Below are 20867 nucleotides of genomic sequence, written 5' to 3'. Positions count from 1 at the left end.
AAGATCGCCCGCATGCGGCGTACGATCGTCATCGGCGACATCCATGGCTGCTTCGACGAGCTGCTCGAACTGCTTGATGAAGTCGACATCCAACCGGACGACCTGCTGGTCAGCGTCGGTGATTTGGTCGACCGAGGTCCAGTGCCCGGTGCTGTGGTCAGGCTTTTCCGTGAACGTCTGAACTCGGTCGTGGTCATGGGCAACCATGAGCGAAAGCACGTGCGCGAGATCTTCTCCTACGCGCAGGAGATCACGCGCTTGCAGCTCGGCGACCGCTACGCCGAAACGGTCGAATGGATGCGGGCTCTGCCGTACTACTTCGAGAACGAGCACGTCCGTGTTGTCCACGCCGCGATGCTGTCCGGAGTCCCGCTGTCGCACCAGCGGGAGGAGATCCTCTGTGGCTCGACGAGGGGTGAACGAGAGCTCACGGCACTGTTCCCGACGGCTATTGGCATGAGCACTACATCGATGCAAAGCCGGTGGTGTTCGGCCATCACGTAACCGGCCGGGAACCGATGATCCGCGACGGCAGGATTTTCGGTCTCGACACCGGTGCCTGCCACGGCTGGAACCTGACCGCACTATGTGTCCCAGGGTTCACGGTCCACTCGGTGAAGGCGCACGGGGACCACTGGTCGACCATCAAGCGCCAGTGGCAGTTGCCCGTCCTGAAGACCAAGCCTTGGCATGACTCCACTTGGCCGGAGCTGGCTCATGCGATAGAGCGGTTCTCTTCAACATCTGACCCAGCGGCACACCGGTGGCTGGAGGCGCTCCAAGAGTGGGCCGCGGGTCTGGAGTCGACATTCCCCACTCTGGTCGCCACAGCGCATCGAGTCGCCAGCGAACTCACTCCGAACGAACTGTGCCAGCATCCTGCTGCGAAGGTTCTCTTCCAAGCCCGTAACGGCCGCCTCGACCAAACCAGCCTGGCCAGGCAGTGCCCAACACCGCGCCGAACGATCGACCTGGCGGCCGAATTGGGGCTGGTTCTGAACGAGCTGCCCGACTGAACCGCCAGGGGGGATGGCCTCGGGGAACGCGGGCTGCTGCTGGGGATTTCGGACCAGACAGTGGCGCGCCGGTACACGCGGCTGCGGAACGAGGCGGGAGTTCGGGTGGTCGGTGCGGTGCGGTGCGGTGCGGTGCGGTGCGGTGCGGTCGGAGGCGGTGGGGCGGCAGTTGTGGCTGGTGCGGGTGCGGTGCCTACCGGAGGTGGTGGCGGGGCTCGTGCGAGCGCTGGCGAAGCAGGCGGAGACGTCGTGGGTGCAGATCGCCTCGGGCGGCGCGGAGGTCCTGTGCATGGTTCAGGCGGTGACGGCGCTCGCCACCCCGACCGGGCTCGCGTTCACGCGAGCGCTCTACGCCGCGGGCGGCAGCTCCGAGCTCGCGCACACCGTCACCGCAGTTATGGATCTGCGTATCGAGATGATGCGAGCCCGCCTCGCGACGGCGCACGAGTCAGAGGCTTACGCTTCGATCGATCCGTATCTCTTCACAGAGCTCGTCGGCGCGCCGGTGCAGATGTACGAGATGCACGGCCATATGCTCCCCGCCGGACAGGACGTCGCCGAAGCCTTCTACCGGATCATCGATGCCGCCTACGAACGCCGATCTGTGGCCGTGATCAGCAACATCCACCTCTCAGGCTTCGACTCGATCATGCCTAAGACGCTCGCCACCGCCACCTGCACCACGCACACCTCGTCCCGGCCGAGGGCGACTCACACCGCCTCGCCGAAGCCCTTGCCGGAAAGGTAGTGATCCCACTGAACTGACCCCACCCGGGAATCACATGTCCACCAGCCCGGACATCCACCGACCACCACCTACATGGCGATCTCAAAGACCGTTGACACCCAAGGGCCAAGCCGTACGTCACCCGGCGGGTTCGATACGGAGGACGGCGGTGGTGTCGTGGATCTTGAGGACCTCCAGGCTCATGGCGTCGTTGATGGTCGCGGCCGGTCCCTCACCGCAGCTCAGACCGACGCCGCCTCCGCCCTCCGATGACACGCCGCCGCCACCGGAACAACCTGAAACGCTGTAGCCCGACCCCGTCAGCTGCGCGACCATGTCGACTTCGCCGCCAGTAATCGCCGTCACCTTGATCCGCCCGAGGCCGTACGTCGCCGGCACTGTCACGACATCCCCCACGGCGACCTCGATCTCGCACGTCCCGTCGGCGCACGGCCCGGTCGGCGAGGGCGACGGCGTGGCCGTCTCCGGGGGAGTCGGCGCGGGGTCGGACACCGGTGAACCGGAGCTGGACCCGCTGGGCCGGCCCTTGGCGGAGGGCCCGTCCGAAGAATCCGAGGAACACGAAGTGAGAGCCACGAACACGGCAGCGACAACAACGGTGAGGACGGCGCTGGATGACGTTCGACGCATCATGGCCCCATGGAACCCCTCCCCGACCGGGACCCCTCCCGCCCGGGCCGGCGTGGCCGGGTGAGGGCCCTCCCAAAGCTGTCGCTGCCGCAGAACTCGGCCAGATCCTGCTGGGCCGATGCCCCGCTGCCGCGGTCAGGTCTCGGCAGGTGCTCGATGGACTGCTCAACGAGTACCACACCACGCCTCTCCGATTGCCTCACCATCGACAGAGAACGCCCAACTCAACAACCTGATCGGCATAGTGACACCCCTTCAGGGCCCGACCGACGTTGTAGCGCTAGGCGTACCTGGTCAGGACCGCAGGCAGGCGTCGTTCACCAATAGCGAGGAGCCGGTCGGTGCATTCAGCGCGGGCTGCGCGTATCCGCTGTTCGGTGCTCTCTCCAGGCTCACACGCCCCGGCCTTCACCTATGCAGCCCACAGGGGGAACTTCAGGGAGCGGTTGCTCGGCCCATATGGTCTTTCCGGATTGGCCGTAGCGGCAGCCCCAGCGCGTGGCGAACTGGGCGACGAGGAACAGTCCACGGCCGCCTTCGTCGGTGGTGCGGGCGCGGCGCAACCGCGGCTGGGTGTTGCTGGGATCGGTAACTTCGCAGATGAGTGTCGCGTCGCGAATGAGCCGGAGCCCGATGGGGCCGCCGGCGTAGCGGATGGCGTTGGTGACCAATTCGCTGACGACGAGTTCGACAGTGAAGGACGCTTCTTCGAGGCCCCAGGCGCTGAGCTGGTGCGAGGTTGCGTTCCGAGCGCGGGCGACGACGGCGGGATCGGCGGGGAACTCCCAACTGGCCGTGGCGTCCCTTGGCAGAGCTCGGGTGCTGGCGAGAAGCAGGGCAATGTCGTCGCGAGGCCGTGGGGCGACGTCGGCCAGAACGGTACGACCGATAGCGTCCAGGGGGCGGCCGGGGTGGATGAGCGCGGCGAGGCGATCGGTCAGCTGCTGGATTCCGGCGTCGACGTCGTGCTCGTGGCAGCCGAGCAGGCCGTCGGTGTATAGGGCGAGGATGCTGCCGGGGTCCAGGCCGATGGTGGTGGTCTCGAAAGGCATACCGCCGACGCCGAGGGGTGGGCCGGGGGAGAGCGCGACGGGGCTACCGGTGCCGTCGGGCTGGAGAAGAATGGGGGGCGGATGGCCGGCGCTGGCGAGCGTACATTGGCAGGCGATGGGGTCGTAGACGGCGTACAGACAAGTGGCGCCAACGGTGTCCTGGTGAGCAGTGTCGGCCTCGGCGGCCAGCCGGGCGACAAGATCGTCGAGATGGGTGAGCAGTTCCTCGGGTCCCAGCTCCAGATCGGCCAGGGTCTGGACGGCGGTGCGAAGGCGGCCCATGGTTGCGGTGGCCGGCAGGCCGTGGCCGATGACGTCGCCGACAACGAAGGCGATCCGCAGCGAAGGCAGGAGGATGACGTCGAACCAGTCTCCGCTGATGTCGGCACCGCCACTGGCGGGCAGGTAGAAGCCTGATGTCACGGATGCCGGAGTGTCGGTGGTGGCACGAGGGAGCAGGCGCTGTTGCAGGGCGACGGCCGCGCAGTGCTCGCGGGTGTAGCGCCGGGCGTTGTCCACGCTCAGCGAAGCAGCGGAGGCTATATCCGCCAGCAGACCGGCGTCCAGGTCGGTGAAGGGCTCGGCCCACTCCGTGCGCCAGACCACAACTGTGCCGAGCAGGAAGCCGCGGGCGAACAAGGGAGCAGCCACCATCGAATGCGCGCGCTCAGGCACAAGCAACGAGAATGCATCCGGGAAGGCGCGCGAGAGCCCATCGTTTATGCCGGTCCGGTCGCGCAAAATGATGGTCTCACCGCGTTGGAGGGCTCGCAGGCCGGGCCAGTCCCCGAACGGAGGGACCGGCGCCCCCGGCTGGAGTAGAGCGGCGGGCCAGGGCCCGGTGGCCGAGGCCACGGCGGCCCGACGCAAATGCAACTCTCCTCCGCCGAGGAACTTGGGGGGCTCGTCGCCACCGAGCACGGACTCGGCCAGGTTGACCCACGCGAGGTCGCCCAGGGCAGGGACGAGGACGTCGGCCAGGTCCTGGGCAGTGCGCTTCACATCGAGGGAGCGGCCGATGGTGGCCGAGGCTTGGTGGCGCAACTCCAGGTCGTGGCGGGAGCGCTGCCACTTGGCGGTGTCGGTCCGGCAGGGAGTGGGGACGGCCAGCATGAGGAAATCAGAGCAGTTCTCCAGCGGAGAAATCCGGAAGGAGACTTCGACGATGGCGCCGGAGCGATGCCGCAGCAGGGCCCGTCCCGCCGTCGGCATTCCGTTCACCATGGGCTCGGCCCGGCACTCGGAGGAGTCGGCGAGCAGATGCCCGACCGGGTTGCCGCAGACCTCCTCGGCTGTTCGGTCAAGCAGCTCGGCGGCTGCGCGGGACCAGCGCAGCACGATGCCTTGCGCGTCGAGCATGGCCGTCACAATGTCGTCGAACGAGGAGAACCCAACGTCGGCGTAAGCGGTAGAGGACTTCATATTGCGCTTCTCCTCCGCAACCTGGTCGGTTCCATTCCCATTATAGATGTATATTCCTGCCATTTATCGAATAGCGAATACATCAGGAGTTACCGGGGTTTAATTCGGGTTGTCGTAGCTGTTGAGAGAGCTTGATCCTCGCGGGCCGCCATTGCCACGAGGTACCGGTCAGCGTCCGATCGGGACCAGCGAGGGCCCGGTCGTACATGGCCGACAACCAGCGCCGGACGCTGCCGAGGATCAAGACCGTGATCGGCCACCGCTTCCACACAGACTATGCCCGCAATGGACCGGCACGCCGCATAGCAGCGGTTACCAGCGGCTTCGCTGCGGCCCTCTCTGTGCCTTGGTCGGCCGGCCCACGCGGGACGGGACCCTCTGCCCGGTCCAAAGGACTTGCGGACGTGTGACTGCCAGCCTCCACCGGATGCCGCGGCCGACGGAGGTCGGGATCGTCAGGTTGCCGGTGGCTGCGACCCGGCATGGCGGTGCGCCCAAGCCGCCGGATGCCGAACGGCGGTTGCTCCTCCACGGCAGTGCCAGGTCATAGCCGACCGGCTGGCCGGGCTGGTGAACGACGATGTGGGGTCATCGGTCGGCCCGCCATGCGAGCGGATGGGCGGGCGTGCTCAGGTGGTGAAGACGTGCTGACCCGGGGCGAGCAGGAGATGCGGGTCGTAGCGGCGCTTGGCGGCGGCGAACTCTTCCCACGCCGCGCCGTAGTGGCCGCGCCAGTCGTCGGCGGTCATCGGGATGGACCCCACGGGGTACTGGGTGGCGCCGGCTGCGCGGACCCGCTTGTACGCGGCGTGGTTGGCGGCCACCCGAGCGGTTATCGTCGTTTGGTCCTTTGGGTCGAGCGCCCATAGGACGGCCATCAGATACGGCACCGGGTCGTCTGGGACCCGCAGCAGCGGGGTGCGCAGGTGGCGGCGTGCCAGTGGGTAGAGCAGCACCAGGCCGCCGATCTCCTGTCCGGCTAGCTCATCGAGCAGGGTGCGGGACAACTCGGCGGCGCGGTCGCCAGGCAGTATCAGGTTGAGCCAGGGGTGGGCCCAGTCCCAGACGCCGATGTGCTTGAGCTTTTTCACGCCCTCGGCGAGACGGTTGAGGAATGTGAAGTACGGCAGCGACTCGGCGGTGACCCGGTGGGACCGGTCGTACCTCAGGCCGCGCAGCCACTCGGCGTCGTCAGGCTCGGACCCGGCGGGCGGTCCGTAGACGGCGAACTCCAGCACGCAATTGGTGTATGCGCCCTCGTCGTTCGCCTCGACCCACCCCTCGACATACGCGTACCGCTCGTCTTCGGCAAGCTGCCGCTGGTCGGCGAGGAATGTCTCGAGATCCAGGTACGACAGCTGGTAGTGCCATACGGTCTGGGGGGCGGTGACCAGCCGCAGCGTCGCCGAGACGATGACCGCGCACTGGCCGAGGCCGGCGAGCACCGCGTGGAACAGGTCCGGCCGCTGGGTGGGCGAGCAGCTGACCAGGTCCCCGGCTCCGGTGACGACATCCAGCGCGATGACGTTGTCCACCTGGGCACCGAACCGGCATGCCTGGCCACCGAGTCCGCCGACCGACAGGGTGCCGCCCACCGACAGCTCCAGATAGTCGGTGAAGATCGGGGGCGTCAGCCCCTGCTGTAGCGTCTCGCGTACCACCGCACTCCACACCGCCCCGGCCCCCACCGTGACCTGCCCGGCCTCCACGGGCCCGATCCCGTTCAGCGGCTCGGTTTCGATCACCAGCCCGCCGTCCACCTGCGCCTGTCCGTACGTCCCGTGCCCCTGGCCGCGGGCGGCCACCTCGATGCGGTAGGCGTTGCAGAACCGGATCATCGCCGCGATCTCCTCGACGGAACCGGTCCGTAGCACGCCTCCCGGGATGTGGTGCACGATGTGTCCGAAGTCATCCCCGTCGTCGCTGAGCAACGTCTCGTCCGCCCGTAACGAGCCCTCCAGGCGCGGCACATGCACCAGGACGGCCCGCCGGCGCTCACCTCCGCCTCAGTCACCCACACCCGTGCCTGCGGATCGAAGGCCACCACCTCGACCCCGGCCGCCCCTGTTCGTAAATCCGTCGGTCGCTCCACCTGTTCCGTCATGCCTCCCCCTTCCGCCCGCCGCCCGTTCCAGGCGGCACATCACGGACCCCACGTCATAAACCAGACGATCGTACCGTCGTCATCGTGCCTGTACCGGGGCGCTTCGCGATCGGACCGAAAATCGATGTGAGGCAGGCCGTACGACCATGGTCCGGCGCAACGACGAGCCCCCTTGTCCGGGGGCAACGGACACTTCCCGCCGGGGGGCGGACTGTCCAGGAGCGGGCGAATACGGCCTTTATTGAAGTCAGCAATCAAGTAGCGAACGGGAGCGAATCTCTCGGAGGCTACGGAAGCCATGGCGGGGTTGTTGCCCCGCGTAACCGGTGGTGTCGGGTGTATGCAGGAGATATGCGTCTTCGGTACGACCCGGCTCGTTCCATCAGGCCACAGTGGTCGAGTCCGTTGCTGCTGGCTGTTCCCGTGGGCCTCATTGTGGCGATCACACTGGTCGACATCAACACTCCCGCGACCATCCCCTTCGGCCCCTTCCTGGTCGCGGCACCCGCGATTGCCGCCTCGTTCGCGGGCCCAGCGGAGACCGCCATGATCGGCGCGCTCGCCGTCGCGGCCCAGGTGTTGCTCAGCCATGTGCAGGGCGGTGTGATGACCTCGCCCCATCAGGCACAGCTCGGCGCACTGGTGGTGATTTCGGTGCTGGTGACGGTCCTGCGCTATGCGACCGACCGGCATCTGCGTCGGCTGAGCCTGGTGCGTTCGGTAGCGGTGGCAGCCCAGGAGGTGCTGCTGCGCCCGCTTCCCGGCCGGGTCGGACCACTGTGCATCGCCTCCGTCTACCACGCGGCTCAGGAAGAGGCGCAGATTGGCGGTGATCTATACGCGGCCGTACGTGTTGAGGGCGCGACGCGGCTGGTCATCGGGGACGTCCGCGGCAAGGGACTGTCCGCTGTGGGGGACGCCTCAGTGCTGATCGGCGCCTTCCGCGGGTCCGCATACTGCAATCTCTCGCTGCCCGGTGTGGCCGCCCACCTGGGCAACGCGGTCTACTGGAATTGGATCCACTCCGGCGAGGACTCCCAGGAGACCTGGGAGTCCTTCGTCACCGCCCTGGTGCTGGACGTCTACGACGAAAGCTGTGTCGCCGGAATGGTGAATTGTGGCCACCCGCCACCCCTTCTCGTTCACGGCACCGAGATCACCACGCTCGAAGCCACCGACCCCGCACCGCCGCTCGGACTCGACATGGTGTCGGAATGTGACTTCACGGCCGGGATGTTCTATTTCGAAGACGGCGATCTTCTGCTGCTCTACACCGACGGCGTCACCGAGGCCCGCGACTCCACCGGTACTTTCTACCCGCTCCCCGCGCGCCTTGCTGCCTGGAAAGGCAGCACTGTCCAGTCCCTGGTGTGCTACCTCCAAGCCGACCTGCTCCAGCACGTCGGCGGACGCATCAACGACGACGTGGCCATTGTCGCCATCACCCGCGCGGCCACAGTTCCGGGCGCACAGCAGCGTCGAACCGCATGCTGACCATGGTGACCTGCGCATTACCGGGAGCGTCCGTCACTCGATCGCGCCCCTACTACGGATGAGGCCGCTACCTGGAGTGGCCGGCTTCGTCGTGGCCCCCGCAACCGGGGTCACCCGGCATGGGCGGCAGCGACGGGTGCCGCCCGGGCCGTCTGTTCCCGCTGCGGCGGTGCCACCGGCGGTGTCGTGTTCCTTCCACCCCATGGCGGCTCCGCTGACCGGTGGGGGACGCAGAGCCCGACGGGGCCGACGGCGATTGCTTACCAGAACTTTACTCTGTGGCAATCTCCACGTCGTGGACAACCTGTCGCGGCACCACGGCTGACGATCGCCGACCGTGCGAGAACCGGCGCCGGCGTCCGCCTGGGTCTCTGCCTGGGCGGGTGAGTCTTCGGCGCGGGTGGTGCTGCGACCACGTGGGTCTGCGAATCCCTGAGTGAACTCTTGACGTGCCGAGGGGGGCGACGCACGGTCACGCCTAATCGTTTAGGGCAGGCTGGTGGCAGCGCACGGCGATCACCCTAATCGTTTAGTAGAGCGGTGCCAGAAGTGACAAAGAAGCCCACATTGCGCGATGTCAGTCGTGCCACCGGTTTGTCCGTCTACACGGTCTCGCGTGCGCTGAGCAACCGCGACGGAGTGTCGACAGCCAGCAGGGAACGGGTGCTGAAGGCCGCCCGCGACCTGGGGTACGTGCCGAACCGGGCCGCTCAGGAACTGCGGCGGAACACGCGCAGCTCGGTCGCCGTCATCACCGCCAGTACCTCCAACTACTACTACCTGGACTTGATGACCGGGATCCAGCGCACCCTGCGTCACTCGGACCGTGCCGCGATCGTGGCCGATGTCGCCGCGGAGGGCGTCTACACCCGCGCGGTGGAGGATTCTTTGGTGCACGACCTGATCCAGTCACGGACCGCCGGGGTGATCGCGACGCTCACCCTGAGCCGGCGGAGCATTCAGTTGCTGGAGAAGTGGGACATTCCCGTGGTCTTCGTGGACTCAGCGCCACCCGAGGGCGCGGACCGGGTGCCGAGCATCACCACGGACAACATCGGCGCCAGTATGAAGGTCGGTGCCCATCTGGCCGGCCACGGCTACACCGACTGGCTGTTCCTGGCCTATCCGGCGCGCTGGTCGACCCGCGCACAGTGTGAGCGCGGGCTGTGTGAGGCGGCATCCGCGTACGGCGCCACGCTGGAGGTGCTGGAGAGTGAGAACGACACGGCGTCGGCCTACGGCACGCTGAGCCGCTACCTGGACACCCCCGGCCGTGCCCTGCCGCGCGTCATCATCGCGGGCAACAACCCGATGGTGCACGGTGCCCTGCGCGTCCTCCAGGACCGGGCGGTCAAGGTACCCGACGAGGTCGCGATCGTGGCCTTCGACGATTCCCCTGGGCCCCGCTGCTGGACTCTCCACTGACCGTGCTGAACGAGGACAGCGAGACCATCGGCGTGCTGGCCGCACAGATCCTCACCGGGATCATCGACGAGCAGGTGGAGGCCGAACGCCTGGGCAAGGCGACCACACCCGTCTATCGACCTGAGCACCGCCAGGAGATGACGGCCGACCTCATCATCAGGAAGTCCTGCGGCTGCTGACCCGCGCAGCGCACCGCAGCCGGACCACGCGCCCCGAACAGCCCCGCCGGTGAACCCGGCACGCTCACCAATCGTCCGGTTCCACATCGACGCGACCGTCATCCGCACAGCCACACGTCTGCCCCCTTGGGCCGCAGACGAGCACCCGAAGGAACGCACAGCATGAAGTCGATCACCAGCAAGCACGTCATCGTCGCTACGGCCGCCCTGGTGGCGCTGAGCCTGGCCGGCTGCACCTCCGGCGACAATCGGGCCCAGGGCAAGCCCGAGAAGATCAAGAAGATCGGTCTGATGGTCCAGGACATGTCCAACCCGTTCTTCTCGGCCATGGACAAGGGTGCCAAGCAGGCCGCCGCCAAGGTCGGTGCCACCGAGAACACCCAGGACGCCCAACTCGACCTGGCCAACCAGAACAACCAGATCGACACCTTCATTCAGCAGGGTGTGAACCTGATCATCGTCAGCGCCGTCGACGGGAACGGCATACAGCCGGCGATCGAACGCGCCAAGCGGGCGGGCATCGTCGTCATCGCCGTCGACACTCCCGCCAAGGGAGCCGACGCTGTGATCATGACGGACGCCGTGCAGGCCCCGGTGAGAGATCCTGCGACTATCTGTTCAAGGAGATCGGCGGCAAGGGCAACGTCCTGATAGTCGACGGCACACCGATCCAGACGATCCGCGACCGCATCACCGGCTGTAAGAAGGCCATGAAACGGTACCCCGGGATCAAGGTCGTGGGGCACCAGTCCTCCAAGAACGACCGTGCGTCGGGCCTGGCCGTCACCACCGACATGCTCACCGCCACCCCCAACGTTCAGGGCATCTTCGGAATGAACGACCCCTCCGCCCTCGGTGCGGTCCTCGCGGTCACCCAGGCCCACAAGACCGGTCGGGTGAAGGTCACCCGGGTTGACGGGAGTCCGGAGGGGGTGGCCGAACTCAAGCGTGCCAGGTCGCCGTACATCGGCACCGCCACGCAGAACCCGGCCGAGATGGTTCGGCGTGCCGTGCAGGTCGCCCAGGACATCATCCGCGACAAGCCGCCGAAGGAAACCACGATCCTCATCCCCAGTGAGCTGGTCACCCGGGACAACGTCGCCCACTACAAGGGCTGGTGAGAGACCGACGGCCACATGGTGCGGGCACTCGAGAACAGTCGCCCGTCACCGCCTGACCACCGGAAGGCGTATCCGCATCGGTGCGGACATCGACCCGCGCCGCGAACTGGGCGAGCTCAGCGTGGGCAGGCAGCAGATGGTGGAGATCGCCCGGGCGGTCAGTGAGAGCGCCCGGATCCTCGTGCTCGACGAGCCGACCGCGGCCCTCTCACGCGCCGAGGCGCTCCATCTGTACGGCCTCATCGGCGAGATGCGCGCCGCGGGCACCGGACTCATCTACATCAGCCACCGCATGGAAGAGGTCTGGCAGCTCGCCGATCGGGTCACCGTCTTTCGCGACGGCACCTTCATCGGCACGCGGGAGAAGGACCGGATCAGCCCGCCGGACGTGGTGCGGATGATGGTGGGCCGCCCGCTGGACGACCTCTACCACCGCGATTCACGCAGCGCGGGCGACGTTGTCCTGGACGTCCAGGGGCTGCGCGGCGCTGACGGCACGGGTCCGGTCAGCCTCCAGGTCCGGGCCGGTGAAGTCGTGTGCCTGGCGGGGCTGATCGGTGCCGGCCGGACCGAAGTGGCCCGGCTGATCTTCGGCGCGGACAAGCCCTCCGGAGGCACCGTCACCGTCCATGGCAGGCCGGCCACCGCCACCAGCCCCGCCCGGGCGATGGCGGCAGGAATCGCCATGGTCCCCGAAGACCGCAAGAAACAGGCGCTCTTCCTCGACCACTCGGTGGAGGACAACATCGCGGTGAGTTCGCTGGCGGGCCACGTCCATGCCGGTGTCCTCAAGCGCGAACGGATCCGCGGCGCCGTCGAGGGCCAGATGCACCGGCTGCGACTGCGCCATAGCGCGCTGCGCCTCCCGGCCAAGGCCCTGTCCGGCGGCAACCAGCAAAAGGCCGTCCTCGCGCGCTGGCTGATGCGCACATGCGACGTCCTCATCCTCGACGAGCCTACCCGCGGCGTCGACGTCGGAGCCAAGAGCGAGATCTACGAAGTCATCAACGAGCTGGCCGCTGTCGGCAAGGCAATTCTGGTCATCTCCTCCGACCTGCCCGAGGCGATCGGCATCAGCGACCGCATCCTCGTGATGCGCGCCGGGCAGATCGTGCACGAACTCCCCTCACGCCATGCCACTGAGGAAGACGTGATGTTCCACGCCACCGGGACGGTGGAGTACGCCCATGGAGAAGACAATGAGTGACCACTCTCCCAGCCCTCGGCTCCAGGTGAAACCGGAGCCCACCGTCGAATCGCGGCGCGGGCCGGTGACCTCGTCGGGCTTCGACTTCGCCTACTGGTGGGACCGGGTGGGCATCCTCGTCGTCCTTGTCGTGCTCACCGCCCTGATGGCGGCCATCGCCCCCAACTTCGCCACTGTCGACATCTGCTCAACATCGCCCGGTCGATCTCCATCAATGCCATCCTCGCGGCGGGTATGACCTTCGTGATCCTCACCGCCGGGATCGATCTCTCCGTCGGCTCGATCGTGGCCGTCTCCGGCATCGTCGCGGTACTCACCGCCACCTCCGGCCTGCCCTCGCCGGTCGCTGTCGTCGCCGGTGTGCTCGTCGGCGCCGCCGCCGGGGTCGTCAACGGCCTGCTGATCGCATACCTCTCCCTCGCCGCGTTCATCGTGACGCTCGGCACGATGACCTTCCTGCGCGGCCTGGGCTATACGATGACCGACGGTCAGCCGGTCGTCTCCAACGTCCTGAACTTCCGTGACCTCGGCAACGGCTACATCGCCGGGATCCCCGTGCCCGTGGTGATCATGGTCGTCGTCTACCTCGTCGCCTGGTTCACCCTCGAACGCACCCGCTACGGCAAGCATGTCTACGCCGTCGGGGGCAACGCGGAAGCCGCCCGCCTCGCCGGCATCAACGTGCGGCGGGTCACCACGTCCGTGTATGCCATCGCCGGTGCCTGCGCCGGCCTGGCGGGCGTCATCTTCGCCGCGCGCGTGGTCTCCGCCCAGCCCACCGCCGGCACCAGCTACGAACTCGACGCCATCGCCGCGGTCGTTCTCGGCGGGACCAGTCTCATGGGCGGGCGCGGACGCCTCGTCGGCACCCTGGTCGGCTCGGTCATCCTCGGTGTGCTGAGCACGGGACTCATTCTGATGAACGTCCAGTTCTTCACCCAGCTGCTGATCAAGGGCGTCGTCATCATCCTCGCGGTGGCCATCGACAGCCTCAAGCGGCACCCGCTGCGACTGCGCCGCCCATCGGCGGCCGGCGCCGCGACCGCCACCACGCAGCGGAGCTGAGTACTCTCCCCGGCCCAAGCCACCGCCCCACGCAGCGAGAGGAGCGACCGTTGGCTCTGCCCGTCGTCGTCATCACCGACCCTCTTCCGGGCCGCCGCGTCAGCGAACCCCTGACGTTCACCGTCGACGCCGCGCTCGAAGGAGACCTGTGGACCGCCCGCACCGACACCGGCGTGGAGGTGCTCTGCCAACGGCTGACCGCCCCGGCCGCCCCGGGGCGCACCACCTTTGTCGCAGTCGTCTCCTTCGAGCAGCGGGTCGAGCTCACCCTGGCCGGACCGGCTCAGAGTGTCGGCGGCGGCATCCGCATACGCGAACCCAAGGAACCAGACGCGTTCGTCCGCCTGGACACCGGCTACTTCGACCTGGAGACGTGCACCGGGACCGCCCAGGGCACCGGCGCCTCCAAATGGGGACTGCGTCACTTCGGCGCCGTGGCCGAGGGTGTGGACCTCCTGCCCTCGGGCAACAACGCCATCGGCGGCTTCTACGGGCCGTTCTTCACCCCGGAGAACGGACTCATCAACCCGCCCGAGCACACCACCGTCGATATCGAGGTGATCGAGCGGGGACCGGTCCTGCACCACTACCGGATGCATGGCACCGTCCCCGACGGCCTGCTCGAAGAGCTCCGGGGGAAGACCTTCTCCATCGACTGGCGATTCACCCACGGCACGCCGTACTTCACCCGCAGCTACCGGGTCGACGACTTCCAGGCGGTGATCAACGGACGCTCCGTAAGCAACAAGATCACAGTGGGTGACGAGTTCGAAAGCGGCGCCGGCGACATCGTCTTCACCCGCTTCGAGGCATACGACGGGACGCGCTACCGCGCCGGTGACCCCTACGCCGAGGAGTTGAAGACCATGGTCGGCAAACTGCTGGCCTCCGGAATATCGGCCACCGAGAAGTTCGAGACGTTCAAGTCGCTGCTCACCGGTGATTTCGACTCCGCGCACTGGGATCTGTACTGGCGGCTGTTCAGCACCTGGGAAGGTGCCCTGCCCGATGCCGACATCGGAAAGTGCCTCGGCCAGGTCAGGGCAGCGTCCCATGTCCGGGCCGACCTGACCGACCGGCCCTGGACGTTCGCCCGCGACGGCGTCGACGTGTCCGCGCCGGCGGACGAGACGATCTTCGCCGGACCGGCGACCAAGACCGTCGAGTACCACCCCCGGTACCGCCGGGCGATGGTCTGGTGGACCTCTCAGGCCTCAGGGGCATTCCAGGTCGTCCAGCGACGCCAGTCAGGCTGGGTGAACTGGGGCACCAACGGCGAGAACGAATGCCCGGAACTGCCTGTCGGGGTCGAGATCAAGACCGCCTACGGATCGTTCGTCGAAACCTGGACCACAGTGGCCGCTCAATTGGAAAACCCGCCGCACGTCGCCGTCGGTTGACGAGAAAGACAGGAAGAGAAGGGCCGCAGACGCAGTGCACGGCCACGCGACGGTGTCGGCGAAGTCCTCGGTGTACCATCCGCCGCTCCGCTCAGGTGTGTTGGCCGTTCCGCCGCCCTGCTGCCGTGTTCGTTGCTCCGCGATCAGCGAAGGCGGACCTCGAAGAGCAGGGCGGTGTCGTGAAGAACGCCCGCGTGGTTGACGACAGGGACCTTGTCAATGTCGAGGAGATCGTCGGCAAGGCGTTGCAAGGCCCTCTGCAACCGCCGTACGGTCCTTGACCGCGACCGCGGCCCGCACCGGTTCCCCGGTGGGTCCTGCGGCGGTGACGTCGACGCGGAGGAAGCCGGCGGACAGGGCCGCTTGGAGGGTGCACTCGCCGCCGTCAGCGATGGGGATGGTGCGGATCGGCAGGGACGGGATCACTGCGCGCAGGCCCGCCGAGACGTGGTCGGCGACCTCGACGGCGGTCAGGAGCCCTTGAACTTGTCCGACGCGATGACGACATGGCCGCTGGCGGGTGGCGGTTGGATCATCTGCACGATCTCACTTCCGGGAGACCCGGCTCCGGTTGGAGTCGGCCGACAGCTGCCGCGGGGTCACGGCGGCGGCGATGGCCCGGGCCGCGGCGGTCATCATCTCGCCGGTGATGTCCGAGACGCCCGCGTCGAGCAGTCCGCGGAAGAAGCCGGGGAAGGCCAGCACATTGTTGATCTGGTTGGAGTAGTCGGACCGCCCGGTGGCGACCACCGCGGTGTGCCGGCCGGCGGCGGTCGGATCGACCTCCGGGTCCGGGTTGGCCAGGGCGAACACGATCGCGCCCGCGTCCATCGCCGCGATGTCCTCCACCGTGAGGAGGTTCGGCGAGGAGACTCCGATGAACACGTCGGCGCCGCCCAGTGCCTCCCTGAGCGTGCCACGACGGCCGGAGCGGTTGGTGTTGTCGGCGATCCACCGCCGGAAGTCGTCCATCCCCTCCTGCTCGGGGTCGAGGACGCCGCGCCGGTCGCAGCCGATGATCTCCCCGACGCCCTGCTTGTGCAGCAGCCGGATGATCGCATGGCCGGCCGCGCCGACACCGGAGACCACGATCGTGATGTCCTCGATGCGCTTGCCCACGACGCGAAGGGCGTTGGTGAGGGCGGCCAGGACCACGATGGCGGTGCCGTGCTGGTCGTCGTGGAAGACCGGGATGTCCAGTGCCTCGCGCAGCCGGGCCTCGATCTCGAAGCAGCGTGGCGCGGAGATGTCCTCCAGGTTGATCCCGCCGTACACCGGCGCCAGGGCCTTGACGACGGAGACGATCTCGTCGGTGTCCTGGGTGTCGAGGCAGACCGGCCAAGCGTCGATGTCCGCGAACTGCTTGAACAGCGCGGCCTTGCCCTCCATGACGGGGAGCGCGGCCTCAGGGCCGATATTGCCCAGTCCGAGCACGGCCGAGCCGTCGGTGACCACGGCGACGGTGTTCCGCTTGATCGTCAGGCGGCGGGCGTCGGCCGGGTTCTCGGCGATCGCCGTGCAGACCCGCGCCACGCCGGGGGTGTACGCGCGGGATAGGTCGTCGCGGTGCTTGAGCTGGACCTTCGGCGTCACCTCCAGCTTCCCGCCGAGGTGGACCAGGAACGTCCGATCGCTGACCTCGAGGACGGTGACCCCGGGGACGGCGGCCACGGCCTTGCCGATCTGCTCCGCGTGGTCCGCGTCGCGGGCATCGCAGGTGGCATCGACGACCATGCGGTCGGCCCGACGCTCGGCGACGTCGAGCGCGGTGAGTGCCCCGCCCGCCTCCCCGATGGCTTCGGCGATCGTCGAAGCCATCGCGGACTCCGCGGGAGCCTCGACACGCATGGTGATCGAGTAGCCAGGAGTCGGGGGCGTCGTCTTACGACCAACCTTGATTTCCATATTGCGGAGCCTAACTTCCGTATTGCAGAAGTCAAGGGCTCCAAGGGCCTCCGGAAGTGAGCCGTCCGGCCGCGAGTCACCCGGGAACGTGCGCACTTCCGCCATGCGAAAGGCCGAGGCCCCCGCCGCCTGGCGGCTCGGCGGATATCGGACGGCCTCAGGGGTCGATCCCGGATGCCGGGTGCTGGCCCCATTGCCCCGACGAACTTCGCCCGCACGACCTGGTCGAAGTCCCCGCGGCGGCCCAAACTGAGGAAGTATGCTTTCGCCATGCGAAAAATGCAGGGCCCCGAGGAGTCATCTCCGGCGCGATCTGGCGGCGTCCAGTCGATCGTCCGCACCTTCGAACTGCTCGAGGCGCTGGCCGACCAGGGCGGCTCGGCCAGCCTGTCCCGGCTGGCCGAGACGTCCGGCCTGCCGCTGCCCACCATCCACCGGCTGGTCCGGACCCTGGTCGACCTCGGCTACGTACGCCAGGAGGCGTCCCGGGAGTACGTGCTCGCCCCCCGACTGATCCGGCTCGGCGAGAGTGCCGGCCGGATGCTGTCCACCTGGGCCATGCCCCACCTGGCGAGACTCGTCGACTTCCTCGGCGAGACCGCCAACCTCGCCATGCTCGACGGCGATCAGATCGTCTACGTCGCGCAGACGCCGGGCTTGCACTCGATGCGCATGTTCACCGAGGTTGGTCGCCGGGTCTCGCCGCACTGCACGGCCGTCGGCAAGGCGCTGCTCGCCGACCTCTCCGAGGCCGATGTCCGGGCGCTGCTGCGGCGTACCGGTATGGCGGAGCACACCGAGCACACCATCACCGACCCGCAGACCTTCCAGGACCAGCTGACCTGGGTCCGCGAGCACGGCTACGCCACCGACGACGGCGAGCAGGAGATCGGCGTCCGCTGTGTGGCCGTGAAGATCCCCAACGTGTCGTCGAGGATCGCCTTCTCCATCTCCGGCCCCGCGCCGCGGATGACCCAAGACTTGATCGACCGGGCTGTGCCACTGCTGGTCAACGCCGCCGAGGACCTGTCCGCCGAGCTGAGTTCGACGGCTCTGAGCTGAGAGTGCTGCCCGCCCGCGCCCAACCCGCCGGCGGGCAGCATCTGGTCGGACCGGATTGGGGCAGATCTTTCTCGCGAGAGTGCCGAGGCCCTCCGCCCTCAACGGCAAGGGCATTCCTCGGCCTGCGGGGCCCGAGGCCGAGATCGCGACGGCGGTCGGCGGGGCGGGCACGGAGGCGGCCAGGCAGCGGATCGCCGATCTTCTGCTCGTTGTCGTCGACCGCGTACCCGAGGCGGCGTATGCCCTCCAGGGCAGTCAGGAAGCCGCGCTCGTCTTCTCCGCGGTGGCGGGCATTGCCCGTACGGGTGAGCAACCTGCGCCACGTACACGACCTCATCGCCATCCAGCAGTGCCAAGTTCGCCGTCTCGCCGGACTCCTCGACCAGTCGGGGCCGAGCGCATACCGGCGGTTGGGCTGCTGACGGGCATATCCGCAGGCCACGAGCGTGCGCATCAGGCGGCGGCAGACCGCTGACAGCGGAGGGCTCGCTCAGATCCACCCGGCCGGGTCGGTGACCCACCCAGGCTTGACATGGAGCGTTCCGACCGATTGACAACGGTTTGCCCTTGTCCCGGTTTAATTTCGCCTGGACTCTTGACGGTGCTCTCGGTGAAAACTACGTTCTGCATGCCAAAAGTATTCTTCCGGTATGCAGAAACTACCCACTGCGCCTTTCCCCCCTGCCCCGGGAGCCCCGTATGCCTCCTGTTGTGGATGACCGATCGTCCGTGGAAACCAATGGCACCGCCAGTTCCGGTCTCTACACGTACGATCTCGCTCCGACCAAGAAGGAAGGGCGCCGCTGGGGCGCCTACAACGTCTTCACGCTCTGGGCCAATGATGTGCACAGCCTCGGAAACTACGCGTTCGCGATCGGTCTCTTCGCGCTCGGCCTGAACGTGTGGGGCATTCTGGCGGCCTTCGTGCTCGCGTCCCTGCTGCTCTTCCTGCTGCTCACCCTGTCGGGGTTCATGGGGCACAAAACGGGTGTCCCCTTTCCCGTCATGAGCCGCATCGCGTTCGGCATCAAAGGCGCGAAGATACCGGCCGGTATTCGCGGCGCCGTCGCCATCGCCTGGTTCGGCATCCAGACCTACCTCGCCTCCTCCGTCCTGGATGCCCTGTTGCTGGCGATGTTCCCGGGTCTGCGGGCCCTTCAGGCGCACTCCGTGCTCGGTCAGCCGCCGCTCGGCTGGATCACCTTCATGATCCTTTGGCTCCTTCAGGTCCTCATCGTGAGTTACGGCATGCAGATGATCCGGCGTTACATGGCCTTCGCCGCGCCCACGACCCTCATCGCCATGTCCGCGCTGGCCGCCTGGATGTTCTTCCGGGCGGGAGGATCGATCTCCCTGTCCAACGGCCACCCGCTCACCGGCGGCGCGATGTGGCTGCACGTCCTCCAGGGCGCCGCGCTGTGGGTCGTGATCTACGGGACCTTCGTACTGAATTTCTGCGACTTCACCCGGTCGGCCAGGAGCCGCGGTTCCATCGTCCGCGGCAACGTCGTCGGCATCCCGGTGAACATGCTCTTCTTCGCCGTCATCGTGGTCGTCCTCAGCGGCGCGCAGTTCAAGCTCGACGGCCAGATCATCACCAGCCCCACCGACATCGTCAGGACCATCCCGAACATGATCCTGCTGGCCGCGGCGTCGCTCGCCCTCATCGCGCTGACGATCGCGGTGAACCTGCTGGCGAACTTCGTGGCGCCGATCTACGCGCTGGTCAACCTCTTCCCGCGGCGGCTGAACTTCCGCCGGGCCGGCCTGGTGAGCGCGGTCATCGGACTGGTGATCCTGCCGTGGAACCTCTACAACAGCCCGATCGCGGTGGAGTACTTCCTCGGTGGGCTCGGTGCCCTGCTCGGGCCGCTCTTCGGTGTGATCATGGCGGACTACTGGCTGCTGCGCAGGGCCCGGGTGAACGTGCCCGACCTCTACACCGAGGACGCGCGGGGCGAATACCACTACCGCCGTGGCTACAACCCGCGGGCCGTCTGGGCCTTTGTGCCCTCCGCGGCGATCGCCGTCGTCATCGCCCTAGTGCCGGCCTTCCACACTGTGGCCGGTTTCTCCTGGTTCATCGGCGCCATCCTCGGCGCCGGGCTGTACGCCGTCATCGCGGACCGCAACGTCCTGATCCGGGACGTGGACGGCGAGGCCATCGCGGTCGCCGCCGAGTGAACCGGTCAGCAGAGCCCACCGGAATCCGTCCAGAAAGCCGATCCATGCGCATCCTCGTCGTGAACGTGAACACCACGCAGTCCATCACCGACTCGATCGGTGAGCAGGCGGCCGGTGCGGCGTCGCCCGGTACCGAGATCGTCCCGCTGACCCCCTCCTTCGGAGCGGAATCCGTGGAGGGCAACTACGAGAGTTACCTCGCCGCCGTCGCCGTGATGGAGGCAGTCCGCGCCCACACCGAGCCGTTCGACGCCGTGATCCAGGCCGGATACGGCGAGCACGGACGGGAAGGCTTGCAGGAGCTGCTCGACGTGCCCGTCGTCGACATCACCGAGGCCGCCGCGAGCACCGCCCAATTCCTCGGCCGCTCCTACTCCGTCGTCACCAGCCTCGACCGCACGGTTCCGCTCATCGAGGAGCGTCTCCACGTCGCCGGCCTGAGCGCCCGGTGCGCCTCCGTGCGCGCCAGCGGCCTCGCCGTACTCGATCTGGAACGGGACGAGAGGGCCGCCGTCGACGCGATCGTCGAACAGGCCGCCCGCGCGGTGGAGGACGATCGGGCGGAGGTGATCTGCCTGGGCTGCGGAGGCATGTCCGGCCTCACGGAGCGGGTTGCCGAACGTACCGGGGTCCCCGTCGTCGACGGAGTGAGTGCCGCCGTGACGATCGCCGAGTCCCTCGTCCGGCTCGGGCTGTCCACCTCGAAGGTGCGCACATACGCACCGCCGCGGCCCAAGCGCATGGTCAACTGGCCTCCGCAGACGCGTTGACGCAGGTGGGGCGCGAGGCCGGGTCCGGCCCGCTGTGATGAGGCCCGGTGGGCCGGGAAGGTACTGACGCGCGGCACCCGGCC

19 protein-coding genes and 2 pseudogenes are annotated in these 20867 nt (G+C 67.7%); 15 read left to right on the top strand and 6 right to left on the bottom strand.

Annotated elements, in window-relative coordinates; translation table 11 throughout:
• From NQU54_RS42745 to NQU54_RS50380, 3 genes and pseudogenes are all read left to right on the top strand, one after another.
• Nucleotides 1-504 (top strand): metallophosphoesterase family protein (locus NQU54_RS42745; protein ID WP_257635700.1); only part of this gene is annotated, 504 nt, incomplete at its 5' end.
• A complete protein-coding gene (locus tag NQU54_RS42740; RefSeq protein ID WP_257635699.1) occupies nucleotides 483-1016 on the top strand; it encodes a hypothetical protein in 534 nt (177 codons plus the stop codon). The genes NQU54_RS42745 and NQU54_RS42740, both read left to right, overlap by 22 nt.
• 532 nt (nucleotides 1017-1548) lie before the next feature.
• Nucleotides 1549-1781: pseudogene (locus tag NQU54_RS50380) on the top strand (ATP-binding protein); the annotation flags it as partial.
• Between the two features lie 100 nt (nucleotides 1782-1881).
• Here NQU54_RS50380 and NQU54_RS42730 read toward each other — a convergent pair.
• From NQU54_RS42730 to NQU54_RS42720, 3 genes are all read right to left on the bottom strand, one after another.
• A complete protein-coding gene (locus NQU54_RS42730; protein ID WP_257635697.1) occupies nucleotides 1882-2256 on the bottom strand; it encodes a hypothetical protein in 375 nt (124 codons plus the stop codon).
• 530 nt (nucleotides 2257-2786) lie between these two features.
• Nucleotides 2787-4868 (bottom strand): ATP-binding SpoIIE family protein phosphatase, encoded by a 2082-nt coding sequence (locus tag NQU54_RS42725; RefSeq protein ID WP_257635696.1) that lies wholly within the window; start codon nucleotides 4866-4868, stop codon nucleotides 2787-2789.
• Between the two features lie 629 nt (nucleotides 4869-5497).
• A complete protein-coding gene (locus NQU54_RS42720; RefSeq protein ID WP_257635695.1) occupies nucleotides 5498-6838 on the bottom strand; it encodes an FAD-binding protein in 1341 nt (446 codons plus the stop codon).
• A 557-nt stretch (nucleotides 6839-7395) separates the two neighbouring features.
• On the opposite strand from NQU54_RS42720, the gene NQU54_RS42715 reads away from it, so the two are divergent.
• From NQU54_RS42715 to NQU54_RS42675, 9 genes are all read left to right on the top strand, one after another.
• Nucleotides 7396-8466: a PP2C family protein-serine/threonine phosphatase gene (locus tag NQU54_RS42715; protein ID WP_308408541.1), complete on the top strand. Its 1071-nt coding sequence runs from the start codon at nucleotides 7396-7398 to the stop codon at nucleotides 8464-8466.
• 540 nt (nucleotides 8467-9006) lie between these two features.
• Nucleotides 9007-9891, top strand: coding sequence for a LacI family DNA-binding transcriptional regulator (locus NQU54_RS42710; RefSeq protein ID WP_257635693.1), 885 nt, complete (start codon nucleotides 9007-9009; stop codon nucleotides 9889-9891).
• Nucleotides 9892-9893: 2 nt separating this feature from the next.
• On the top strand, nucleotides 9894-10070 hold the full coding sequence (locus NQU54_RS42705) for a hypothetical protein (RefSeq protein WP_257635692.1): 177 nt from the start codon (nucleotides 9894-9896) through the stop codon (nucleotides 10068-10070).
• Between the two features lie 162 nt (nucleotides 10071-10232).
• Nucleotides 10233-10721 carry a substrate-binding domain-containing protein gene (locus NQU54_RS42700; RefSeq protein WP_257635691.1) on the top strand — a complete coding sequence of 163 codons (489 nt, stop codon included), beginning with the start codon at nucleotides 10233-10235 and terminating at the stop codon, nucleotides 10719-10721.
• Entirely contained in the window at nucleotides 10685-11191 is a 507-nt protein-coding gene (locus NQU54_RS42695) for a substrate-binding domain-containing protein (protein WP_306279653.1), read from the top strand. The genes NQU54_RS42700 and NQU54_RS42695 overlap by 37 nt, the downstream gene beginning before the upstream one ends.
• Nucleotides 11076-12398: a sugar ABC transporter ATP-binding protein gene (locus tag NQU54_RS42690; RefSeq protein ID WP_308408540.1), complete on the top strand. Its 1323-nt coding sequence runs from the start codon at nucleotides 11076-11078 to the stop codon at nucleotides 12396-12398. The genes NQU54_RS42695 and NQU54_RS42690 overlap by 116 nt, the downstream gene beginning before the upstream one ends.
• Nucleotides 12391-12636: a hypothetical protein gene (locus NQU54_RS42685; protein WP_257635689.1), complete on the top strand. Its 246-nt coding sequence runs from the start codon at nucleotides 12391-12393 to the stop codon at nucleotides 12634-12636. The genes NQU54_RS42690 and NQU54_RS42685 overlap by 8 nt, the downstream gene beginning before the upstream one ends.
• Nucleotides 12633-13463 carry an ABC transporter permease gene (locus NQU54_RS42680; protein WP_257635688.1) on the top strand — a complete coding sequence of 277 codons (831 nt, stop codon included), beginning with the start codon at nucleotides 12633-12635 and terminating at the stop codon, nucleotides 13461-13463. Before NQU54_RS42685 ends, NQU54_RS42680 begins: the two co-directional genes overlap by 4 nt.
• Before the next feature lie 50 nt (nucleotides 13464-13513).
• On the top strand, nucleotides 13514-14863 hold the full coding sequence (locus NQU54_RS42675; protein WP_257635687.1) for a hypothetical protein: 1350 nt from the start codon (nucleotides 13514-13516) through the stop codon (nucleotides 14861-14863).
• 216 nt (nucleotides 14864-15079) lie between these two features.
• On the opposite strand, the gene NQU54_RS50375 is transcribed toward NQU54_RS42675, so the two are convergent.
• Together NQU54_RS50375 and NQU54_RS42670 are read right to left on the bottom strand one after the other, a co-directional pair.
• Nucleotides 15080-15337 (bottom strand): glycerate kinase, encoded by a 258-nt coding sequence (locus tag NQU54_RS50375; protein ID WP_372506381.1) that lies wholly within the window; start codon nucleotides 15335-15337, stop codon nucleotides 15080-15082.
• 72 nt (nucleotides 15338-15409) lie between these two features.
• Nucleotides 15410-16768, bottom strand: a complete 1359-nt coding sequence (locus NQU54_RS42670) for an NAD-dependent malic enzyme (RefSeq protein WP_257635686.1) — start codon at nucleotides 16766-16768, stop codon at nucleotides 15410-15412.
• Nucleotides 16769-17038: 270 nt separating this feature from the next.
• On the opposite strand from NQU54_RS42670, the gene NQU54_RS42665 reads away from it, so the two are divergent.
• Entirely contained in the window at nucleotides 17039-17830 is a 792-nt protein-coding gene (locus tag NQU54_RS42665) for an IclR family transcriptional regulator (protein WP_257635685.1), read from the top strand.
• 117 nt (nucleotides 17831-17947) lie between these two features.
• Here the strand turns inward: NQU54_RS42665 and NQU54_RS42660 are convergent.
• Nucleotides 17948-18387: pseudogene (locus tag NQU54_RS42660) on the bottom strand (IclR family transcriptional regulator domain-containing protein); the annotation flags it as partial.
• A 154-nt stretch (nucleotides 18388-18541) separates the two neighbouring features.
• On the opposite strand from NQU54_RS42660, the gene NQU54_RS42655 reads away from it, so the two are divergent.
• Together NQU54_RS42655 and NQU54_RS42650 are read left to right on the top strand one after the other, a co-directional pair.
• Nucleotides 18542-20014, top strand: a complete 1473-nt coding sequence (locus tag NQU54_RS42655) for an NCS1 family nucleobase:cation symporter-1 (RefSeq protein WP_257635684.1) — start codon at nucleotides 18542-18544, stop codon at nucleotides 20012-20014.
• Nucleotides 20015-20058: 44 nt separating this feature from the next.
• On the top strand, nucleotides 20059-20784 hold the full coding sequence (locus NQU54_RS42650) for an aspartate/glutamate racemase family protein (RefSeq protein WP_257635683.1): 726 nt from the start codon (nucleotides 20059-20061) through the stop codon (nucleotides 20782-20784).
• The last annotated feature ends 83 nt before the right edge of the window (nucleotides 20785-20867 follow it).

Origin of the sequence: Streptomyces malaysiensis subsp. samsunensis (assembly GCF_024519315.1) — a bacterium.
In the GTDB taxonomy this organism is placed as follows: domain Bacteria; phylum Actinomycetota; class Actinomycetes; order Streptomycetales; family Streptomycetaceae; genus Streptomyces; species Streptomyces malaysiensis.
This window is presented reverse-complemented; position numbering and strand designations above follow the sequence as displayed.